The sequence below is a fragment of the Myceligenerans crystallogenes genome, assembly GCF_039529775.1.
GTDB lineage: Bacteria > Actinomycetota > Actinomycetes > Actinomycetales > Cellulomonadaceae > Myceligenerans > Myceligenerans crystallogenes.
Map to the genome: position 1 here is coordinate 208106 of NZ_BAAANL010000002.1, position 19918 is coordinate 228023.

Below are 19918 nucleotides of genomic sequence, written 5' to 3' on the forward strand. Positions count from 1 at the left end.
ATTTCTGTGGGATTGCAGGCGAAACAGGCAGGGGCGCTCAGTGGGCGACGAGACCAATCCGGCCGGCGGGGACCTGTCACCGTATTCGCTCGCCGGCGGTCGGCGAACCCCGGACAAGCCGGGGGCGTTGCGTAGGTTCATGTCGTGGCTCGGCGGTTCCTTGCTGTTGTACATCCTCGGCGATCCGCTGAGGGAGCAGGTCATCGATCCTTTGTTCAGCCCGTTGCGCGACGGTGGAAACGAGGTGGTGTCGTTCCTGCTGCGGCCGCTCTCGGTCCTGCTGATCCCCGTCGCGGTCTGCATTGGCGTCGTCGTGCTCGCGATGCGCGGTGCCCCTCGTCCGGCGCGGTGGCCGCGGCGGTTGCGTGGTGTCACGGCGGCTCTCGTGACCGTGTTCCTGGTGGCGACGCTCGCCAGCAGTTACGCGGGCCAGCCGGCGTTGACCCACCTGGCCACGGTCGCGCTGGTGCTCATCGCGGTCCTCCTGCTCGAGGGGAACGCGTGGACCAGGAGTGGCCGACGGGTCGGGCTCGCCGGCACGATCCTTGCCCTGGCCTCGCTGCACTACGGTGTCTCGCAGGCCAAGGCGGGCTCGGGGGCGTTCGAGCTTCTCGCGGATCCTGGTGCCGCGACTCTTGACCTCGCCGGTTTCTTCGGCCTCGGCATCGTCCTGTGCACGTTCGGCCTCGCGGTTCTCGTCGACTCCCGCAGGCTCCTGACAACGGCCCTGCTCGGCGCTTGCCTGCCGATGGCACTATGGAGCGGAATCGCGTTCCTGGCCAGGGGTGTCCCCTGGGCGTCCGCGGCGTATGGGCTCGGAGCGATCGCTCTCGCGGCGGCGGCTCTGGCCCTGCGCCGTAGCACCACCCAGGCGCCCGGCACTGCCGGAGTGATCGGTCGCATCAGCGGCCGGACCGGAACCTGTGCCGCCCTGATCGCCGGGTTCGCGGCGATGGCACTGGCGGTCGCTCCGATCGTCGACGGGCATGGCTTGTACCTCAGCTACCGCGTCCTGCTCGCGGGGACGAGCGCTCTGCTCGCTCTCTCCTTCTGGTGCTGCGCGGCCGCACAGGTCGCGGGCCGGGTGGTTCTCACCGGCCTCGCGGGACTCCTGACCGGCGCCTCGTTCGTCTGGAGCGCGACCTGGAGTGCGATGGCGGGCATCTCCGGGATCGGCGATCCTGACTACGCCATCGACAGGTACAACGACTGGACGCTGGCCGCGAGCTCGCAGGCCCTTCTCGCCGCGGCCTTCCTCGTCGCCGGTGGCGGAATCCTGCTGCGCCGCTTCGACCGCGAGGAGCGCCTCATCGGTCTGATCGCACGGGCCCTGGACCGCTTCATGCGATAGGAGCATGGTCCGTCGGTGCCGTCGTCGGCTCCCGGGACGCGTCCCGGCGTCGCAGGAAGGCCCAGGTCGTGGCGGCTGCCGCGAGGCACAGCCCGCAGTTCACCCGGATCGCGGCCGTCACGCCGTCGAGTGTCGCCGTGGTTCCCGGGCCGTCCGGCGACGCCAGCACCACGGCGGTGAGCACGGCACTCAGGAGCGGCGTGCCCATGGTGATCCCGACCTGCTGGCTCATGGTGGTCAGCCCGGTCGCCAGCCCGTGCTCGGATTCCGGGACGTCGCTGGTGGCGGTGACCATGAAGGCGACGATGACGACGAGGTTGGCGACGCCGCCGGCGAAGGTGGCGGCGAGGATCAGCCAGATCGAGCTCCCGGCCTCGGAGACGAGGACGAGCGGCAGCGTGGCGGCCGCCTGGGCGAGGAAGCCGCCGGTGATTGCCGTCCGGTTCCCGTACCATGCGATGATCCTGGGCCCGATCAGCCCGCCGATCACGGTTCCGAGCCCCAGCACGGCGAACGACAGCCCGGCCGCGAGGGGCGTGTAGCCGAGCACGTTCTGCAGGTAGAGCGTCAGCAGGAACACGAGCGAGGTCTCGGTGGCGAACGCGAGGAACCCGGCGATGTTCCCCCACGCCACGTTCCGCCGGGTCAGCAGCCCCAGCGGTACGAGCGGGTGGGGCACCACGCGTTCCACCACGACGAAGAGCGCCAGCAGCACGACCGCGCCCGCGAGCGCCGCCAGGGTGAGGGGGTCGGTCCAGGAGGTTGCGGCGGCGTGGGTGAACCCGTGGACGAGGGCCAGCAGCCCGAGGGTGACGACGACGGCGCCGGGCACGTCGAGCCGGGGTCGCGTCCGGCTGCGGCTCTCGGCGAGCACGAGGGGTGCCACGATCAGCACGGCCGCGGCGATCGGCACGTTGACGAGGAACGCCCACCGCCAGGACAGCAGGTCGGTCAGCAGCCCGCCGAGGATCGCCCCGGTGGTGAACCCGGCGGCCATGAGGGATCCGTTGAGCCCGAGGGCCTTGTCCCGTGCGCGGCCTTCGGGGAAGGTCCCGATGAGCAGCGCGAGCGCGGCGGGCGCGACGATCGCGGTGGCGAGGCCTTGGGCGACCCGCGCGCCGAGCAGGACGGCGGGCGTGCCGGCCAGGCCTCCGGCGAGCGACCCGGCGCCGAGGAGCGCCATCCCGATCAGGAACATGCGCCGGCGTCCGGCGATGTCGGCGACGCGTCCCATGAGCAGGGTGAACCCGGCGGAGGAGAGCGCGAACGCGGTCGCGATCCACTGCAGGTCCGCGATCCCGAGCCCGACGTCGGCGCCGATGGCGGGCATGGCGACGTTGAGGACGGAGAAGTCGACGGCGAGCGTGAAGCTCGCGGTGAGGAGCACGGCGAGGGCGGTCCGCTGCCGGCCGGTGAGGGTGTCGTGCCCGACGACGCCGGCCGCGGGCTTGCTGGTGGTCATGCGCCCACCCTGGGCGCCGTCGTCGGGCGCAGCCACACCCCGTGGAGACGGTCACGGGCGAGCCTGTCACTGCCGGGGACAGGCTGCGGCGCGCGCGCCGCGTGACAATGGGCGGGTGAGCGACGTGAGCGTGCTGTCCAATCCGCTGGGGGAGTTCCTGCGGTCCCGCAGGGCGGCGTTGCGTCCGCAGGACGTGGGGCTGCGTGGTTACGGCCGACGGCGTGTGCCGGGGTTGCGGCGCGAGGAACTGGCGATGCTGGCGGGCGTGAGCGCGACGTACTACGCGCGGCTCGAGCAGGGGCTGAGCGTGAACGCGTCGGAGGCGGTGCTCGCGTCGATCGCCACGGCCCTGGAGCTGGGGCCGGACGAGCGGGCGCACCTGGATCAGCTGGCTCGGCCGGCGGCGCGGGTGCGGAGGCGGGAGCCGGTCCGGCACGACCAGGCGCGGGCGGGGATGCTGCGCCTGATCGGGACGCTGGGGCAGACGCCGGCGGTGATCCTGGGGCGCCGCAGCGAGGTGCTGGGGTGGAACGTGCTGGGGCACCGGCTCGTGGCGGGGCACCTGGATGCGGCCGCCCCCCTGAGCCCGCGGGAGCGGCCCAACCTGACGCGCATGCTGTTCCTGGACGAGCACACGCGGGAGCTGTACCCGCACTGGCCCGTGGAGGCCCGGCGTGCGGTCGCGTCCCTGCGCGTGCTGGCCGGCAGGGATCCCGAGGACCAGGAGCTGACGGCGCTGGTGGGGGAGCTGACCGTGAAGAGCCCGGAGTTCGCCCGCAGGTGGGCCGGGCATCCGGTGGACCGGTGCGTGTCGGGCACGAAGCTGTTCCGTCACCCGGAGGTGGGGGAGCTCGAGCTCGCCTTCGAGGTCCTGGCTCCCGCGGACGACTCCGGCCACCGCCTGCTGATGTACACCGCGACCTCGGAGGCGGCGGCCGCGACGCTGACCCTCCTCGGCCGCTGACCGGCACCACCTCGCGGGCGGCGCGCCGGGGTCAGTGGGTGTGCGCGGCCGCGAGGTCCCGCAGGGTGCTGATCTCCGCGGCGGCGTCGTCGGCCCCGTAGACGGCCGAGCCCGCCACGAAGACGTTCGCCCCGGCGTCCGCGGTCCGGTCGATCGTCGCGCGGGAGATGCCGCCGTCGACCTGGATCCAGATGTCCAGGTCGGCCTCGCGCGCGGCCTGCCGGGTGCGGCGGATCTTGGGCAGCATGTCCGCCATGAACGACTGCCCCCCGAACCCGGGCTCCACGGTCATGATCAGCACCATGTCGACCTCCCGCAGCAGGCCGAGGTGCGCCTCGACCGGCGTGCCGGGCTTCAGCGCGACGCTCGCCCGCGCGCCCAGCCGCCGCAGCTCCCGGGCCAGCCGCACCGGATCCTTGGCCGCCTCGACGTGGAACGTCACCGACGCGGCTCCCGCCTCGGCGTACGCGGGCGCCCACCGGTCCGGGTCCTCGATCATCAGATGCGCGTCCACCGGGACCGGCGACACTTTCGTGAGCTGCTCGAACACCGGGATCCCGAGCGTCAGGTTCGGCACGAAGTGGTAGTCCATGACATCCACGTGCACGTAGTCCGCGGACGCGATGCGTCCCAGCTCGGACTCCAGGTTCATGAAGTCGGCGGCCAGGATGCTCGGTGCGATCAGAGGCTTCACGGGGCCAAGCGTAGGACAGCCCGCCAGGCAGGGACCGGTCAGCTCTTCTTGCGCAGCAGCGTCAGGTGCATCGCGTCGGTCCCGTGGACGTGCGGCCACAGCTGGACGTCGTCGCGGGCCTTGTCGCCCGCGGGCAGCGGGATCTCGGGCCTGCTCCCGTCGGGTGCGGTGCGCAGGGCGCGCCGCAGCGCCGCCGGCGTATCGAGGCGCTCGACGTCGTCGCGCCGGCGCAGCACGTCCGTGACCACCAGCTGGGTCTCGGCCAGGACGGGGGAGCAGGTCACGTACGCGACCACGCCGCCCGGCTTCACGGCGTCGAGCGCGGACGCGAGCAGCTCGCGCTGCAGCCCGGTCAGCGTCGCCAGGTCCGACGGCGCGCGCCGCCAGCGGGACTCGGGACGACGGCGCAGCGCGCCCAGCCCGGTGCACGGCGCGTCCACGAGCACCCGGTCGTACGACGACGGTTCCGCCGCCCCCACCTCGCGCCCGTCCCCGGTCCGGACCTCCTCGACGACGCCGTCCGGGATCGCCTGCAGTGCCCGCTCCACCAGCCGGGCCCGGTGCGGCTGGATCTCGTTCGCGACGAGCGTCGCCCCGAACTGCGCCGCCATCGCGGCCAGCAGCGCCGCCTTGCCGCCCGGCCCTGCGCACAGGTCGAGCCAGCGCTCGCCCTCGCCGTCGGAGTCCTCGATCGGCACGCCCGCGAGCGCCAGCGTGACGAGCTGTGATCCCTCGTCCTGGACGCCGGCGCGTCCGTCGCGGACGGCGGGCACGGCGCCCGGGTCGTTGCCGTCAAGGACGAGGGCGGTGGGGGCCCAGGTGCCGGGCAGGAGGTCGGCGTCGTGCCAGGCGTCGTCGTCGGAGGTGTCGACGAGGCCGGGGCGGGCCACCAGGGTGACGCGGGGTGCGGCGTTGTCGGCGCGCAGGAGGTCGCCGAGCTCGGCGACGTCGCGGCCGTGCCCGGCGAGGGCCTCGCGCAGGGAGCGGGCGATCCAGGCGGGGTGCGACTCGACGACGGCGAGAGCGCTGACCTCGTCGGGGGCCGCGGCGGTGAGGCGTTCCAGCCACTCGCCGGGCTCGACCTCGGAGACCCGCCGCAGCACGGCGTTGACGAACTGCGCCGGCCCGGCGCCGACACCGGCGCGCGCGAGCGCGACGGTCTCGGAGACGGCGGCGTGCGAGGGCACCCGCATCCCGAGCAGCTGGTGGGCGCCGAGGCGGAGCACGTCGAGCACGGCGGGGTCGAGATCGCCGAGCGGCCGGTCGACGCAGTGGGCCAGGACGGCGTCGTACCGGCCGCGCATCCGCAGCGTGCCGTAGGTCAGCTCGGTCGCGAACCCGGCGTCCCGCCCGCGGATCCTGCGCTCGGCCAGCAGCGGCGGCAGCACGAGGTTGGCGTACGCGTCGGACTCGTCCACCTGCCGCAGCACGTCGAACGCGACCGTGCGGGCGGCGTCGGTCCGCTTGGCCCGCTCCCCGGGAGCCTGCCGCGAGACGGGCCGCTCCCCGCGCACCCGGGCCGCCGACCGCTGCCGCCCTCGGGCGTCCCGCCGCTCGTACCCCGAGTCGCCCCGGCCACGCTCCGACCCTCCGCCGTTGCGGCCACCGCTGGGAACCCGAGAATTGTTCGACACCCGGCGATCCTATTCGCCCCACGGAACTTCGCCCCACCGGACGCCCGCCGTCCAGCCCCGACGGATCCGGGGCCGATGCGGTCGGCCGGTCGTCGACGCCGGTCGGCCCGATGTCGAGAAGTCGGCCGCTCGGGGGACCGACCGCACTGACATCCGGCCGACCGCCTCCCAGCCCAGCTCCCAGCCCAGCTCCTAGGCGGGCGGCCCCAGGGGCAGGCCCGCCTCGACGGCGGCTCGGCCCGCGCCGCGGGCCCAGTCCGGGGCCGGCATCAGCTTCTTGCCCGGGGGCTTGACCTCGCCGAGGGCCACGGCGTGGGTCGCCGTGCCGACCAGGACCCGCTTCCGCTCGGCCCGCACGACGCCGGGAGCCAGGTCCTCGACCTCGGGCACCGGCGTGACCGGGCCCAGCCCGAGCCGCGCGTCACCACCCGCACCCGGACCCGAACCCCGGTCGCCGTCGCCGGCCACACCAGGCAGCACCGTCCACGCCCCCGGCGCCGGGGTGCACCCGCGGATGCGCCGGTCGATCGCCAAGGCCGGCACCCCCCAGCGGATCTCCGCGTCGGCGGAGGTGAGCTTCGGGGCGACCGAGACGCCGTCGGACGGCTGCGGCCGCGGGGCGAGCGTCCCGTCCTCCAGCGCGTCCAGGGTGCACACCAGGAGCTCCGCCCCGGAGACGGCGAGCCGGCCCAGCAGGTCGCCGGACGTGTCGGCGGCCCCGATCTTCTCCGTCGTCGTGCCGAGCACCGGCCCGGTGTCCATCCCCTCGTCCAGGAGGAACGTCGTGGCCCCGGTGATCTCGTCGCCGGCGATGATCGCCCGCTGCACCGGCGCGGCGCCACGCCAGGCGGGCAGCACGGAGAAGTGCAGGTTGACCCATCCCAGCCGCGGGACCGCCAGGACCTCCGGCCGCAGGATGTGCCCGTAGGCGACCACGGGCGCCGCGTCGACGTCGAGCTCCCGCAGGGCCGCCAGGAACTCCGCCCCGCGCGGCACGTCGGTGATCACCGGGATCCCGGCCTCGTCGGCCCGCGCCCGCACCGGGCTCGGCGTCAGCTTCCGCCCCCGCCCCGCCGGCGCGTCGGCTCGCGTCAGCACGGCGACCACCTCGTGACGCGACGCGATCAGCGCCTCCAGCGAGGCAAGAGCGGGTTCCGGGGTTCCGGCGAAAAGGAGACGCACCCGGCCAGTCTAGGTCGCGACCTGGCTGGTCCACGCGATGAGCGGGGGAGCACCCGCCCCCGCCACGAGACGGACGTCACGTCCGCTCCCGCCCCGACCTGTGGCAGGCTGTGCTGCGCAAGCTGTACGAACGAACGTGCTCCGGGGTCGGTGAAAATCCGAGCCGGCGGTGAAAGCCCGCGACCCGCGCCCTGCCTCACGGCAGGCCGGTTGACCTGGTGGAATTCCAGGGCCGACGGTCAAAGTCCGGATGGGAGGAAGCACGTGCGGTCGCGGGCTGCCGCAAACCCGCAAGGGGGAGGCGCGTCCACGGCCGACGCCGTCGTCCGTGCCGTCACGCCGGGAGACCGGCCAGGCGGCCACGGCCCATCGGTGAACCCCCGGAGCGCTGAGGCTCCGGGAGGGAAGTTCACACATGTTCACCGGCATCGTCGAGGAGACCGGCACCGTACGGTCCCTCGTTCACCCTGACGACGACGCAGCCGACGCCGTCCTCACCGTCACCGCACCCCTGGCCGCGTCCGACGCGCGCCCCGGCGACTCCGTCGCCGTCAACGGCGTCTGCCTCACGGTCACCGGCATCGGCCCCGAAGAAGGCCAGCTCGCCTTCGACGTCATGCCCGAGTCGCTGCGCCGCACCACCCTCGGCGCGCTCACCCCGGGCGCCCGCGTCAACCTCGAGCGGGCCCTCCCGGCGAACGGCCGCCTCGGCGGCCACATCGTCCAGGGCCACGTCGACGGCACCGCCACGCTCGCGTCGCGCGAGCCCGGCCCGCGCTGGGACGACCTCACCTTCACCGCCCCGCACCCCCTGCTGCGCTACGTCGCGGAAAAGGGCTCGATCACCCTCAACGGCGTCTCCCTCACGGTCACCACCGTGTCCGACGACGCCGTCGGCGACGACGCAGCCGGCCACGGCAGCTTCGGCGTCTCCCTCATCCCGACCACCCTCGAGGCCACGAACCTCGGCGAGCTCGCCCCCGGCGCGCCCGTCAACGTCGAGGTGGACGTCCTGGCCAAGTACACCGAACGCCTCCTGACGGCGGCAGGACGCCCGCAGGACACCGGGCTCACGCGGGAGGTGACCGCATGACCGCCGTCGTCCCCGATCACGAGCGGCACACGGCCGCCGTCGCGCACACCGTGCCCGCCGCCCTCGAAGCGCTCCGCGCCGGGCGCCCCGTGCTCGTGGCGGACGACGCCGCCCGGGAGAACGAGGTCGACGTCGTCCTGTCGGCCGCGAGCGCCTCGGCCGAGTGGGTGGCCTGGACGGTGCGGCACACGTCGGGCTACCTGTGCGCGCCGATGCCCGCGGCCCGGGCCAACGCGCTGCACCTGCCGCTGATGTGGCCGGACTCCGAGGACCCGCTCACCACCGCGTACACCGTCTCAGTTGATGCCCGCGGCGTGGGGACCGGGATCTCCGCGGCGGATCGCGCCCTGACGCTGCGCACGCTCGCCGACCCGGCCACGACCCCGTCGGACCTCATCCGCCCCGGCCACGTCCTGCCGCTGCGCGCCCGCCCCGGCGGCGTCCGCGAGCGCCAGGGGCACACGGAGGCCGCGGTGGACCTGGTGCGCCTGGCTGGCACGCCGGCCGGATCGCCCCCGGCAGCGGCGGGTCCGGCAGCCGTCGCCGCGATCGCGGAGCTGGTGTCCGACGACGGTACGATGCTGCGGTACGACGACGCCGCGCGCCTGGCCGCGGAAATGAATCTGGTGCTGATCACGGTTTCAGACCTCGTGGAATTCCTTGACGAGGTCGAACCGGTCACCGCTCCCGCTGATCTTCCCGCGGCGGACGGGCCCGCGCGCGTCCGCCGGGTGGCGACGGCGGTGCTGCCGACGGAGCACGGCACGTTCGAGGTGACGTCGTACCGGGACCTGGTCACGGGCGCGGAACACCTGGCCCTGGTCGCACCGCCGGCCCCGGGCGACGCCGCCCCCGCGCCCGCCCCGGCGCTGGTCCGCGTCCACTCCGAGTGCCTCACAGGCGACGCGTTCGGCTCCCTGCGCTGCGACTGCGGCCCGCAGCTCGCCGCCTCCCTGGAGGCCGTGACCGCCGCTGCCGCCGCGGGCCGGCCCGGCGCCGTCGTCTACCTGCGCGGGCACGAGGGCCGCGGCATCGGCCTGGCGGACAAGATCGCCGCCTACGCGCTCCAGGACCGCGGCCTGGACACCGTGGACGCGAACGCGCACCTCGGCCTGCCGGTCGACGCGCGCGAGTACGGCGCGGCGGCCGCGATCCTCGCGGACCTGGGCGTCAAGCAGGTCGAGCTGCTCACGAACAACCCGGCCAAGACGGGCGGCCTGGCCGCCGACGGCGTCGACGTCGTCGGACGACGCCCCCTGCACGTGGGCGCGGGCCCGCACAACGCCCGCTACCTCGCGACCAAGCAGGAGCGGATGGGACACCTGACCGGGGAAACCACCCACGAGATCGCCGACGAATTCCAGGAGGCAGGACGATGAGCGGGCACGGAGCACCGCAGGTGCGGGTCGACGGACGCGGGCTGCGCGTCGTGGTGATCGCGGCGAGCTGGCACACCCGGGTCATGGACGGTCTGCTGGAGGGCGCGCGCCGCGCGCTGCGCGACGCCGGCGCCGACTGGACGGAGGTGCGCGTGCCGGGGTCGTTCGAGCTGCCGGTCGCGGCGTCCCGCCTCGCGGGCCTGACCGGCCGGGCGTCCGGCGACGCCGCGGGCCTCCCGGACGCGATCGTCGCCCTCGGCGTCGTCATCCGGGGTGGCACACCCCACTTCGACTACGTGTGCGCCGCGGCGACCAACGGCCTGACGGATGTGTCCGTCCGCTCCGGCATCCCCGTCGGGTTCGGCCTGCTCACCTGCGACAACGAGGAACAGGCCCTCGACCGTGCCGGCCTTGCGGGCAGCTCCGAGGACAAGGGCGCCGAGGCTGTCCAGGCTGCGGTCGCCACCGCCGTGGTGCTGGAACAGCAACTAGGCTCGGGCGCGTGAAGACCTTCGAGTCCCTGTTCGCCGAGCTGTCCGAGAAGGCCGAGACCCGCCCCGCGGGCTCGGGCACCGTGGCGCAGCTGGACGCGGGCGTCCATGCGATCGGCAAGAAGGTCGTCGAGGAGGCCGCCGAGGTGTGGATGGCCGCCGAGTACCAGTCGGACACCGAGACGGCCGAGGAGATCTCCCAGCTCCTGTACCACCTGCAGGTGCTGATGCTGGCCAAGGGACTGACGCTGGAGGACGTGTACGCGCATCTGTAGCGGGACGGCCGGTCCCGGGCGCCGCCGCGCCGGGACCGGCCCCCTCCCGCACCGCAGACCCGCCGTCACCACTCACCGCTAGGAGGCAGCCGACGATGCTGCGTATCGCCGTCCCCAACAAGGGCTCCCTGTCCGAACCCGCGTCCGAGATGCTCCGCGAAGCCGGCTACCGGCAGCGCCGCGGCGGCCGCGAGCTGGTGCTCGCCGACCCGGCCAACGGGTGCGAGTTCTTCTTCCTGCGCCCGCGCGACGTCGCCGTCTACGTCGGCGCCGGCACCGTGGACGCCGGGATCACTGGCCGCGACCTGCTGCTGGACTCCGGCGCCAACGCCGTCGAGCACCTGCCGCTCGGGTTCGCGCGCTCCACGTTCCGGTTCGCGGCACCCGCCGGCACCGTCACCGACGTGGCCGGGATCGCCGGCAAGCGCGTCGCGTCGTCGTACACCACCCTCGTGGCCGACCACCTCGCCGAGCAGGGCGTCACCCCCGGCGAGCTCGTGCACCTCGACGGCGCCGTGGAGAGCTCCGTGGGCCTCGGCGTCGCGGACCTCATCGCCGACGTCGTCGAGACGGGCAGCACCCTCAAGGCCGCGGGCCTGGAGGTGTTCGGCGACCCGATCCTCACCAGCGAGGCCGTGCTCATCCGCCAGGCCGACGCCGCCGAGCCGGCCGGGGTCCGCACCCTGACCCGGCGCCTGTCCGGCGTCATCACGGCCCGCTCCTACGTGCTCATGGAGTACGTGGTCCCGAACGAGATCCTGGAACAGGCCGTCGCGATCACGCCCGGGTTCGAGTCCCCGACCGTCTCCCCGCAGCACCACCGGGCGGCGTCGGCCGTGCGCGTCATGGTGCCGCGCGGCGACACCAACCGCGTCATGGACGCCTTGCACGACGTCGGCGCCCGCGCGATCATCGTCACGTCCATCCACGCCAGCCGCATGTGACCGCCCGCGGGTGACGGGCCGGGAATGACGGGCCGAGGGAAGGTGCCGTGGCGATGACCGACGACGCGCCGCCCGACGACGCGGGGCGCTACCGCACCTTCCGCGGCCGGTTCACCACCCCCGTGGCGTGGGGCACGGGCGTCGTCATCGTCGCGGGCTGCGTGTTCGTGGCGCTCGTGGCCACCAGCCCCGGATCCCACGACCTGGTGAACCAGGCCTCGATCATCGTCACCGGCCTGCTGTTCGCGCTGCTCGCCGTCCGGTTCGCCGCCATCCGCGCCGTACCCGACCGGCACGGCCTGCTCGTGGTCAACTACGCGCGCGCCCGCCGCCTGGAATGGGCCGAGATCGTCGCCGTCCGGTTCGGCCTCGGCGACCCGTGGGTCCACCTCGACCTCGCGGACGGCACAGTGCTCGCCGTCATGGCCGTCCAGCGGTCCGACGGCGAGCACGGGATGCGTGAGGCGCGACGCCTCGAATCACTCGTCAGCGAGCACGGTGAGGCGCGCGATCCCGGTCCCGGCCACCCTCACGGCGGCTGAACCCGCCGCGACGCTCGCCCCGGTCGTCCGAACGGTCGCCCTCACGGCGCCCGCCACCCGGGTTGCCCCGGTCCAGCTGGATCCGCAGCGCCTGCCCGGCCACCCGCGCCCGGCTCAGACGCGCCATCGTGTCCTCGTCCAGCGGCGCCGAGATGTCCACCAGCGAGAACGACCCGAAGATGTCGATCTTGCCGACGTCCGACCCGGTCAGACCGCCCTCACCCGTCAGCGCGCCCACGATCCCGCCCGGGTTCACCCCGTGCGAGTGGCCCACCGCGACGCGGTACCGCGTGCCCGGACCGCCCGGCGCACGGCCCGAACGCTCCCGGCCGCGCCCGTCCCGGCGGCCCGTGCGGTCGCCGTCCCGGTCGTGCCGCTCACCGTCGCGCGTCGCGCGCTGGCTCGCCGCCCGCGTCCGGGCCTGCTCCCGCTCGTACTCCTCCTGCTCGGCCCGCAGCTGCGGCCCGTCGTCGCCCACCGCCATCGCCGCGAGCGCCGCCGCGGTCTGGACCAGCTCCTCGACGTCGAGGACAAGGGCGCCCTCGCCGGAGGTCGCGTCCGCGCCGGCGGCGTCGTCGGCCGGCGCCGCGGCCGCGGCCTGCTCGGTCAGGTGCGTGCGCAGCATGCTCGCGTACAGGTCGAGGCGCCCGGCCTCGCGGCGCGGGCCGACCTTCTTGAGCAGGTCGGCGAACTTGTGCGCCGACACGTCGCGCGGCGAGGGGATCTCGACCTCCTCGAGGCGGGTGCGCACGGTCCGCTCGATGCGGCGCAGCAGCCCCTTCTCCTGCGGGGTGACGAACGTGAGCGCCTCGCCGGTGCGGCCGGCGCGGCCGGTGCGGCCGATGCGGTGCACGTACGCCTCGGGCTCGCGCGGCAGGTCGAAGTTCACGACCAGGCCGATGCGGTCCACATCCAGGCCGCGTGCCGCCACGTCCGTGGCGACCAGCACGTCCAGCGCGCCCGAGCGGAGCCGCTCGACGATCTTCTCGCGGTCCTTCTGGGCCACGTCACCGGAGATGGTGGCCGCGGAGATGCCCTGCGCGAGCAGCGCGGAGCCCACGTCCTCCGCCGAGCCGCGGGTCCGGGTGAACACGATCGCGGCGTCCGTGTCTGACGTGGCCAGCACGCGCACGAGCGAGCCAGTCTTGTGCCGGAACGGGACCACGGCGTACGTCTGCCGCACGGAGGTGACCGTGGAGGACTGCCGGGTCACGGCGATCTCGACCGGGTCGTTCAGGTGCTGGTCGGCCACCCGGCGGATCGCGGGGGGCATCGTCGCGGAGAACAGGGCGACCTGACGCTTCGCGGGCGCCTGGGAGAAGATCTGCTCGACGTCCTCCGCGAAGCCCATCCGGAGCATCTCGTCGGCCTCGTCCAGCACGAGGAACCGCACGCCGTCCAGGTTCAGGGAGCCGCGCTCCATGTGGTCCATGACGCGCCCGGGCGTGCCGACCACGACGTGCACGCCGTGCTTCAGCGCGCGCTGCTGCGGCATGTAGGGCGAGCCGCCGTACACGGCCTCGACGCGCACGCCGGGCAGGTGCGTCGCGAACGACTCGATCGCGTCGGCGACCTGCATCGCCAGCTCGCGGGTCGGGGCCAGGACGAGCGCCTGCACGTGCCCGCCGGACACGTCGGCGGACGCGTCCACCGCGGCCAGCAGCGGCAGGCCGAACGCGGCGGTCTTGCCGGTGCCGGTCTGCGCGACGCCGGTGATGTCGCGGCCCTCGAGCAGCGGCGGGATCGCGGCGGCCTGGATGTCCGACGGCGTGGTGAAGCCCAGGTCGCGGGTCGCGTCCAGGAGCGGTCGGGGCAGGGGGAGCGAGTCGAAGCGCAGCTCCGGCTCCTCGGCCGGGGCGTCCGCCTCGGTGGCGGCCGCCGGGGCGACCTCGCGGGAGGTGGTCTCGAGGGGGGCGGTCTCGAGCGGGGCGGTCTCGTCGGTGATGGTCTCCACCGTGTTCTCGGGGTCGTCGGCGGGTGCGCTCTCGGCGGGCTGGGCGGACGCGACGGCGTCGTTCAGCGCGTCGTCGTCGGCCGCCCCGGAGAACTCAGACATCTCGGGCGCGGTCAGGATGGCAGCGGGCATGGGGGTGTACAACCGTTTCTTCGTCGAGGGGGAGTCCGGGACACCGGCGTCATACCGACGCCGCGGCCCTGAGTCGCTCACTCGGCGAACACACACTCGCTCCGGCACTGATGACGGCCGGCCACGCGCAGAAGGCGACAAACTCCAGGGGGATCTCGCACATCCTACGTGCCCGACGCCGCCTGCGGCCAGACACGCCGGTGGTGACCTTCGGCACGCCCGCCCCGGGTACCGGCACGCCGCACCCGGCGCGCCGGTACCGATCCGCACTGCGGCGGCCGAAAGACCCGTAGAATGGCGCGGGTGGCGGCCAGGGGACAGGAGATCAGCTCCCGTGTCCTGACGGTGCCCAACGTGATCAGCATGGCCCGGCTGGTGCTCGTGCCCGTCTTCGCGGTCCTGATCGTCACGCGGCAGGACGCCGCCGCCCTCGTCGTCCTCGCGGTCTCGGGCGCCACGGACTGGCTCGACGGCGTGCTGGCCCGCCGCCTCGGGCAGATCACCCGCCTCGGGCAGATCCTCGACCCGCTCGCGGACCGGCTGTTCATCTTCGTCACCCTGCTGGGCCTTGCCTGGCGCGAGATCGTCCCGCTGTGGCTGGTGGCCGCCGTCGTCGGCCGCGACCTCCTGCTCGCCCTGACCGTGCCGGTCCTGGCCCGCCTCGGGTACGGGACGCTCAACGTCAGCCAGGTCGGCAAGGTCGCCACCTTCGCGCTGCTGTACGCGTTTCCGCTGCTCCTGCTCGCCGAGGTGCCCGGCATCTCCTCAGGCGCCGCCGGGACGGCCGCCTACGTCGCAGGCTGGGCGTTCACCGGCTGGGGCGTGGCCCTCTACTGGCTCGCGGGCCTGCAGTACGTGGCCCAGGTGCGCCGGCTGGCGGTGGCCGGATGAACGCGGCAGGACGTCGTCGGCCCGGCACCCGGCCCGATGCCCGGCCCGATGCCTCCATGACCCTCCTGACCGAGGTCATGGAGCGGCCCCTCGACCCCGGGTACGCCGCGGCCGCCCGGCGGCGCGAGGCGCGCCGCGCCGCCGGCAAGGACGCCGACCCCGGGGTGCCCGGCACCGTGACCGCCATGCTCGTGGCCGTCGGGCTCGGCCTGGCCGTCACCGTCGCCGTCGGGCACCTGCGAGCGCCGCAGCCCGTCGCCGGGCAGGCCCGCTCCGTCCTCATCGACCAGGTCACCGCGCGCAGCGAGCAGGTCGAGGAACTCACCGGCCGGTCGGTCACGCTCGCCGGGCAGGTCGAGGAGCTGGAGCGGGCGGGCACGCTCCCGAGCGCGCTGCGCGAGCTGAACGACCTCGACAAGCTCTCCAACGGCACCGAGGCGGTCACGGGGCCGGGCCTGGTCGTCACGCTGACCGACGGCGGCCTCGGCGGGGAGGATCCCGAGGCCGGGGCGGACCAGCGGGTGTGGGACACCGACCTGCAGTTCGTCGTGAACGCGCTGTGGGCCTCGGGCGCCGAGGCGATCTCGGTGGGCGGGCAGCGGCTGACCGCGTCCAGCGCCATCCGGTCCGCCGGGGCCGCGATCCTGGTGGACCTGCAGCCGCTGAACGGCCCGTCCTACAAGGTCGAGGCGATCGGCGACCCCGAGAAGCTCGAGGTCGAGTTCGCGCGGTCCACCGGACCGGCGTACCTTCAGGTGCTCGGCACCCAGGGCGTGGAATCCTCCGTCGCGGGCGCCGACGAGCTGCGGCTCGCCGCGGGACGGCCGCAGACGCTGCGGTGGGCCACGAACGTCAACCAGAAGGACGGAGCATGATCCCTGTCATCGGCCTCGTGGTCGGCGTGATCGCCGGTCTCATCCTGCAGCCCACCGTGCCGGTGGTGCTCCAGCCGTACCTGCCGATCGCCGTCGTGGCCGCCCTGGACGCGCTCGCCGGCGGCCTGCGCGCCGCGCTGGAGGGCATGTTCGACGACAAGGTGTTCCTCACCTCGTTCCTGTTCAACATCCTCATCGCCGCGTTCATCGTGTTCCTCGGCGACCAGCTCGGGGTCGGCTCGCAGCTGTCGACGGCCGTCATCGTGGTGCTCGGGATCCGCATCTTCTCCAACGCGGCGTCGATCCGGCGCGCGATCTTCAAGGCGTGAGCGGCGATGACGGACGCGCGGGAGAAGAAGCACGAGGAACACCAGGAGCACGGGGAACGCGAGGAGCTGCCCGACGGCGGTGAGGTCGCCGGGGCCGGGGGAGAGGCCCAGGAGGACGACGCCGTCGTCGGACACGATCCCGGACACGACGACGCGGACGACGACGCGGACGCGGACAGGACGACCGGCGTCGACACGGACGACCGGGACGGCGTCCCCGGCACGGAACCCGGCGAGTCCGGCGAAGCCCTGGAAGCCGCGGCGGCCCCCGCCCCCGCCCCCGCGCGCCCCGACATCGGCGGCCGGTCGCGGCTCTGGAACCTGTTCAAGCCCGCCGGGCGCCGCGCCGAGTACATCACCGCGGCGCTGTGCGTCGCGTTCGGGTTCGCGCTCGCCGTGCAGGTGGCGCAGTCCACCGGGGAGCAGCTCGCCTCGCTGCGGCAGGACGAGCTCGTGCGGCTGCTGGACGAGGTCACCCAGCGCGGCGACCAGCTCGAGGACGAGGTCGCGAACCTCACCCAGGCGCGCGACGACCTGCGCTCGGCCGACGGGCGCGACCGCGCCGCCCGGGAGCTGGCCGAGCAGCGGGCCGAGTACGAGGGCATCCTGTCGGGCAGGCTGCCCGCGCAGGGGCCCGGCGTCGTCGTCGAGATCGCCGCGCAGCCGGGCACGGTCTCCGCCGCCGACATGTTCAACACGCTGGAGGAGCTCCGCAACGCCGGCGTGGAGGCGCAGGAGATCAACAACGTGCGCATCGTCACCAGCAGCCACTTCACCGAGACCGTCGACGGGCACATCATGCTCGACGGGAACCTGCTGAACGTGCCCTACGTCTGGACCGCGATCGGCGACCCCGACACCGTCGGGCCCGCCCTGGAGATCCCCGGCGGCGCGCTGCCCACCCTGCGCGACCACGAGGCGACGGCCGAGGTCACGCGCCAGGACAACGTCGCGGTCGACGCGACGCGCGCGCCGCAGGACCCTGAGCACGCGACGACCGGCTCGGGGTGAACCCCAGGATCTACCCCGGAACCGGGCGCCACGGCGGCGAGGAGTAGCCGATCCCCGCTGGTGGCATGTAGGTTGGTCGAACCGGGCCTCGGTCGCGAACCCGCACGTGACAGCACCAGCAGCGCCCCGGCGCCCGGAAGAACCCGCAGCACGCATCCCGACCCACCACACCGAGGAGACCCGATGACCGACCCCAGCGGCCACACTCATCCGGTCAGCCCTGACACCACGTCGACGACAGCCAACCTCGGCCGCATCGTGTTCCCCTCGGGGGACGACGCCGCAGCCGGACGCACCGCGCTCAGCCCCGAGGAGGCCGCGGCCGTCGCCGCGCTGCCGCGCCACTCCGCGCTGCTCGTCGTGCAGCGGGGGCCGGGCTTCGGCGCCAGGTTCCTCCTGGACACCGACCGGTGCGTCGCCGGGCGCAGCGAACAGGCCGACATCTTCCTCGACGACGTCACGGTCTCCCGCAAGCACGCCGAGTTCGTGCGCGACGGCGACACGTTCACCGTGCGCGACATCGGCTCGCTGAACGGGACCTACGTGAACCGCGAGCGCATCGACGGCGCGACCCTGTCCACGGGCGACGAGGTGCAGATCGGCAAGTTCCGCCTCACGTTCCACGCCAGCCCGCAGGCCATGCCGCACGCCGTGCCCGGAGTACCGCAGAGGTGACGGCCGGGGCCGGTGGTCAGGCCGCCCGCCAGCAGGCCGCCGGCCGCGGCCCCGAACCGTGGCCCCGCGGCATCTCGCGCCAGGCCACGATGCGCATCAGCGACGTGCTGCGCACGCTCGCGCCCGAGTTCGGGGACGTATCGCACTCGAAGCTGCGCTTCCTGGAGGAGCAGGGCCTGATCACGCCCGTGCGCACGCCGTCGGGCTACCGGCAGTACAGCCCCGCTGACGTCGAGCGGCTACGGTTCGTGCTCACCGAGCAGCGCGACTCCTACCTGCCGCTGAAGGTGATCAAGGACCGCCTCGCGGCGATGGACGCGGGCGACGACGACGGGCCGCGCCCGGCGCCGCGCCTCGCGCCGACCGCCGACGAGGACCGCTCCCGCCGCCGGTGGACGCACGAGCAGGTCGCCGACGCCGCCGGGGGAGTACCGGTCGACCTGGTGGAGCAGCTGGTGCGCGCCGGGGCGATCAGCGAGAGCAGCACGGGGCACCTCGGTCCCGGTGCCGTCGACGTGGTGCGCATCGCCGCGCAACTTTCATCGCATGGCATCGAACCGCGGCACCTGCGCGCGCTGCGCACCGCCGCCGACCGTCAGGTGGCACTGGCGGACCAGGTCACCGCGCCGTGGCGGGGGCGCAGATCGGCCGAGGCGCAGGGTCATGCCGACGCGATGGCCGGCGAGATCGGGGAACTGCTGACCCGGCTGCACGCCGTCTGGGTCCGCCAGGGTGTGGCGGATCTGTGACGCGCGGCCTACCGTGAAATGGTGACGCCCGACGTGCCGATGGTCCCCGTGGAGATCCTCGGCGTCCGCCAGCAGCAGCGCGATCAGGAGATCGTCGTGCTGCTGCTGGACAGCGCAGCCGACCTCGCCGTGCCGATCGTCATCGGCCCCCGCGAGGCCAGCGCCATCGCCATGGCCCAGGCGGGCCTGGCCACCCCCCGCCCCATGACGCACGACCTGCTGCGTGACGTGCTCGCCGCCGTCGGCGTCGGGCTCGAACGCGTCGAGATCGTCGCGCTGGAGGGCGGCATCTACTTCGCCGAGCTGGTCCTGGACTCCGGGGCCCGGCTCGACTCCCGCGCGTCGGACGCCATCGCACTCGCCGTGCGCACCGGCAGCCCCGTGCTCTGCTCGGCCGAGATCGTCGCGCTCGCCGGGGTCGAGATCGTGGACGTGGACCAGCGCGAGGAGATGGAGAAGTTCCGCGCCTTCCTCGACCACGTCAGCCCGGAGGACTTCTCCGGGCCACCACCAGGGCAGTCGCACGGATAGCGAGCCACGACCCCACGGCCCCCGGAGCATTCGCCGCACCGTCACGGGAAGGTGTGACCGAACAGCAACAAAGTGCCCGCGACACGCCGGAGCGCCTGCCGGAGGAACTCCGCACACCGGCCCTAGCGTGGTCATGAAACTTCCAGGAGGCACAGTGAACAGCCATGGTGAGGTCGTCCAAGCCGCCGGTGAACCGATCCCGCACGGCGCCCAGGGTCTCCTCTTCGGTGAGAACCTGACCGAGCGGGACGCGAACACCGGCTACCGCGGGACCACCGCCTGCAGCGTCGCGGGCATCACGTACCGGCAGCTCGACTACTGGGCCCGCACGGCCCTGGTCGAGCCCACCGTCAAACCCGCGACCGGCTCGGGCACCCACCGGCTGTACAGCTTCCGGGACATCCTGGTGCTCAAGGTCGTCAAACGCCTGCTCGACACGGGCGTCTCCCTCCAGCAGATCCGCACCGCGGTCACCCACCTGCGGGAGCGCGGCGTGGAGGACCTGGCGCAGATCACGCTGATGTCCGACGGCGCGTCGGTGTACGAGTGCACGTCGCCCGACGAGGTCGTGGATCTCGTCCAGGGCGGTCAGGGCGTGTTCGGCATCGCCGTGGGACGGGTGTGGCGGGAGATCGAGGGCACGCTCAGCGAGCTCCCGACCGAGACGTTCGGGCCCGACGCCGGCGCCGACGCGCCCGCGGGTGACGACGAGTTCACGCGGCGTCGCCTGGAGCGGGCCAAGGCCCGGCACGCGGGCTGA

21 protein-coding genes and 1 riboswitch are annotated in these 19918 nt (G+C 73.9%); of the genes, 16 read left to right on the top strand and 5 right to left on the bottom strand.

The genetic code is table 11. The features are described 5' to 3' along the window. The first annotated feature begins 40 nt into the window (after positions 1–40). The gene (locus ABD208_RS05660; RefSeq protein WP_344100418.1) at positions 41–1351 is read left to right on the top strand and encodes a hypothetical protein; all 1311 of its coding nucleotides are present in this window, start codon (positions 41–43) and stop codon (positions 1349–1351) included. Here the strand turns inward: ABD208_RS05660 and ABD208_RS05665 are convergent. After that, entirely contained in the window at positions 1341–2813 is a 1473-nt protein-coding gene (locus tag ABD208_RS05665) for an MFS transporter (RefSeq protein WP_344100420.1), read from the bottom strand. The two genes, ABD208_RS05660 and ABD208_RS05665, sit on opposite strands and share 11 nt — an antisense overlap. A 115-nt stretch (positions 2814–2928) precedes the next feature. On the opposite strand from ABD208_RS05665, the gene ABD208_RS05670 reads away from it, so the two are divergent. After that, the gene (locus ABD208_RS05670) at positions 2929–3777 is read left to right on the top strand and encodes a helix-turn-helix domain-containing protein (RefSeq protein WP_344100422.1); all 849 of its coding nucleotides are present in this window, start codon (positions 2929–2931) and stop codon (positions 3775–3777) included. Positions 3778–3808: 31 nt separating this feature from the next. Here the strand turns inward: ABD208_RS05670 and rpe are convergent, their stop codons facing one another. The 3 genes from rpe to fmt form a co-directional block, all read right to left on the bottom strand. After that, on the bottom strand, positions 3809–4471 hold the full coding sequence (rpe, locus tag ABD208_RS05675; RefSeq protein WP_344100424.1) for a ribulose-phosphate 3-epimerase: 663 nt from the start codon (positions 4469–4471) through the stop codon (positions 3809–3811). 38 nt (positions 4472–4509) lie between these two features. Then, complete coding sequence (locus tag ABD208_RS05680) at positions 4510–6105, bottom strand: RsmB/NOP family class I SAM-dependent RNA methyltransferase (protein ID WP_344100426.1); 1596 nt, start codon at positions 6103–6105, stop codon at positions 4510–4512. Positions 6106–6297: 192 nt separating this feature from the next. Beyond that, positions 6298–7287: a methionyl-tRNA formyltransferase gene (fmt, locus tag ABD208_RS05685; protein WP_344100428.1), complete on the bottom strand. Its 990-nt coding sequence runs from the start codon at positions 7285–7287 to the stop codon at positions 6298–6300. Positions 7288–7419: 132 nt separating this feature from the next. Beyond that, positions 7420–7555: riboswitch (FMN riboswitch) on the top strand. Between the two features lie 147 nt (positions 7556–7702). Between fmt and ABD208_RS05690 the strand changes: the two genes are divergently transcribed. The 6 genes from ABD208_RS05690 to ABD208_RS05715 all read left to right on the top strand — a co-directional run bounded on the left by ABD208_RS05690 (position 7703) and on the right by ABD208_RS05715 (position 12011). After that, positions 7703–8380 carry a riboflavin synthase gene (locus ABD208_RS05690; protein ID WP_344100430.1) on the top strand — a complete coding sequence of 226 codons (678 nt, stop codon included), beginning with the start codon at positions 7703–7705 and terminating at the stop codon, positions 8378–8380. Further along, the gene (ribA, locus tag ABD208_RS05695; RefSeq protein WP_344100432.1) at positions 8377–9759 is read left to right on the top strand and encodes a GTP cyclohydrolase II; all 1383 of its coding nucleotides are present in this window, start codon (positions 8377–8379) and stop codon (positions 9757–9759) included. Before ABD208_RS05690 ends, ribA begins: the two co-directional genes overlap by 4 nt. Then, the gene (gene ribH, locus ABD208_RS05700; RefSeq protein ID WP_344100434.1) at positions 9756–10265 is read left to right on the top strand and encodes a 6,7-dimethyl-8-ribityllumazine synthase; all 510 of its coding nucleotides are present in this window, start codon (positions 9756–9758) and stop codon (positions 10263–10265) included. The genes ribA and ribH overlap by 4 nt, the downstream gene beginning before the upstream one ends. Next, positions 10262–10525: a phosphoribosyl-ATP diphosphatase gene (locus ABD208_RS05705; protein WP_344100436.1), complete on the top strand. Its 264-nt coding sequence runs from the start codon at positions 10262–10264 to the stop codon at positions 10523–10525. Before ribH ends, ABD208_RS05705 begins: the two co-directional genes overlap by 4 nt. Positions 10526–10620: 95 nt before the next feature. Further along, on the top strand, positions 10621–11469 hold the full coding sequence (gene hisG, locus ABD208_RS05710; RefSeq protein ID WP_344100438.1) for an ATP phosphoribosyltransferase: 849 nt from the start codon (positions 10621–10623) through the stop codon (positions 11467–11469). 53 nt (positions 11470–11522) lie between these two features. Then, positions 11523–12011, top strand: a complete 489-nt coding sequence (locus tag ABD208_RS05715; protein WP_344100440.1) for a PH domain-containing protein — start codon at positions 11523–11525, stop codon at positions 12009–12011. On the opposite strand, the gene ABD208_RS05720 is transcribed toward ABD208_RS05715, so the two are convergent. Continuing rightward, positions 11956–14097: a DEAD/DEAH box helicase gene (locus ABD208_RS05720; RefSeq protein ID WP_344100443.1), complete on the bottom strand. Its 2142-nt coding sequence runs from the start codon at positions 14095–14097 to the stop codon at positions 11956–11958. The genes ABD208_RS05715 and ABD208_RS05720 overlap by 56 nt on opposite strands. A 303-nt stretch (positions 14098–14400) precedes the next feature. Between ABD208_RS05720 and ABD208_RS05725 the strand changes: the two genes are divergently transcribed. From ABD208_RS05725 to ABD208_RS05760, 8 genes are all read left to right on the top strand, one after another. Beyond that, the gene (locus ABD208_RS05725) at positions 14401–14988 is read left to right on the top strand and encodes a CDP-alcohol phosphatidyltransferase family protein (RefSeq protein ID WP_344100444.1); all 588 of its coding nucleotides are present in this window, start codon (positions 14401–14403) and stop codon (positions 14986–14988) included. Positions 14989–15044: 56 nt separating this feature from the next. Next, positions 15045–15863 carry a DUF881 domain-containing protein gene (locus ABD208_RS05730; RefSeq protein ID WP_344100445.1) on the top strand — a complete coding sequence of 273 codons (819 nt, stop codon included), beginning with the start codon at positions 15045–15047 and terminating at the stop codon, positions 15861–15863. After that, positions 15860–16192, top strand: a complete 333-nt coding sequence (locus ABD208_RS05735) for a small basic family protein (RefSeq protein ID WP_344100446.1) — start codon at positions 15860–15862, stop codon at positions 16190–16192. The genes ABD208_RS05730 and ABD208_RS05735 overlap by 4 nt, the downstream gene beginning before the upstream one ends. A 6-nt stretch (positions 16193–16198) precedes the next feature. Further along, positions 16199–17203, top strand: coding sequence for a DUF881 domain-containing protein (locus tag ABD208_RS05740; RefSeq protein WP_344100448.1), 1005 nt, complete (start codon positions 16199–16201; stop codon positions 17201–17203). A gap of 183 nt (positions 17204–17386) precedes the next feature. Continuing rightward, entirely contained in the window at positions 17387–17878 is a 492-nt protein-coding gene (locus tag ABD208_RS05745) for an FHA domain-containing protein (RefSeq protein WP_344100450.1), read from the top strand. Continuing rightward, positions 17875–18627: a transcriptional regulator FtsR gene (ftsR, locus tag ABD208_RS05750; protein WP_344100452.1), complete on the top strand. Its 753-nt coding sequence runs from the start codon at positions 17875–17877 to the stop codon at positions 18625–18627. The genes ABD208_RS05745 and ftsR overlap by 4 nt, the downstream gene beginning before the upstream one ends. 18 nt (positions 18628–18645) lie before the next feature. After that, on the top strand, positions 18646–19158 hold the full coding sequence (locus tag ABD208_RS05755; protein ID WP_344100454.1) for a bifunctional nuclease family protein: 513 nt from the start codon (positions 18646–18648) through the stop codon (positions 19156–19158). Between the two features lie 154 nt (positions 19159–19312). Then, positions 19313–19918 carry a MerR family transcriptional regulator gene (locus ABD208_RS05760; protein ID WP_344100456.1) on the top strand — a complete coding sequence of 202 codons (606 nt, stop codon included), beginning with the start codon at positions 19313–19315 and terminating at the stop codon, positions 19916–19918.

Coding starts and splice junctions, on each gene's coding strand:
- ABD208_RS05665 (WP_344100420.1), bottom strand. CDS start 2,813: ATGACCACCAGCAAGCCCGCGGCCGGCGTCGTCGGGCACGACACCCTC.
- ABD208_RS05690 (WP_344100430.1), top strand. CDS start 7,703: ATGTTCACCGGCATCGTCGAGGAGACCGGCACCGTACGGTCCCTCGTT.
- ribA (WP_344100432.1), top strand. CDS start 8,377: ATGACCGCCGTCGTCCCCGATCACGAGCGGCACACGGCCGCCGTCGCG.
- ribH (WP_344100434.1), top strand. CDS start 9,756: ATGAGCGGGCACGGAGCACCGCAGGTGCGGGTCGACGGACGCGGGCTG.
- hisG (WP_344100438.1), top strand. CDS start 10,621: ATGCTGCGTATCGCCGTCCCCAACAAGGGCTCCCTGTCCGAACCCGCG.
- ABD208_RS05715 (WP_344100440.1), top strand. CDS start 11,523: ATGACCGACGACGCGCCGCCCGACGACGCGGGGCGCTACCGCACCTTC.
- ABD208_RS05720 (WP_344100443.1), bottom strand. CDS start 14,097: ATGCCCGCTGCCATCCTGACCGCGCCCGAGATGTCTGAGTTCTCCGGG.
- ABD208_RS05730 (WP_344100445.1), top strand. CDS start 15,045: ATGACCCTCCTGACCGAGGTCATGGAGCGGCCCCTCGACCCCGGGTAC.
- ABD208_RS05735 (WP_344100446.1), top strand. CDS start 15,860: ATGATCCCTGTCATCGGCCTCGTGGTCGGCGTGATCGCCGGTCTCATC.
- ABD208_RS05740 (WP_344100448.1), top strand. CDS start 16,199: ATGACGGACGCGCGGGAGAAGAAGCACGAGGAACACCAGGAGCACGGG.
- ABD208_RS05745 (WP_344100450.1), top strand. CDS start 17,387: ATGACCGACCCCAGCGGCCACACTCATCCGGTCAGCCCTGACACCACG.
- ABD208_RS05755 (WP_344100454.1), top strand. CDS start 18,646: ATGGTGACGCCCGACGTGCCGATGGTCCCCGTGGAGATCCTCGGCGTC.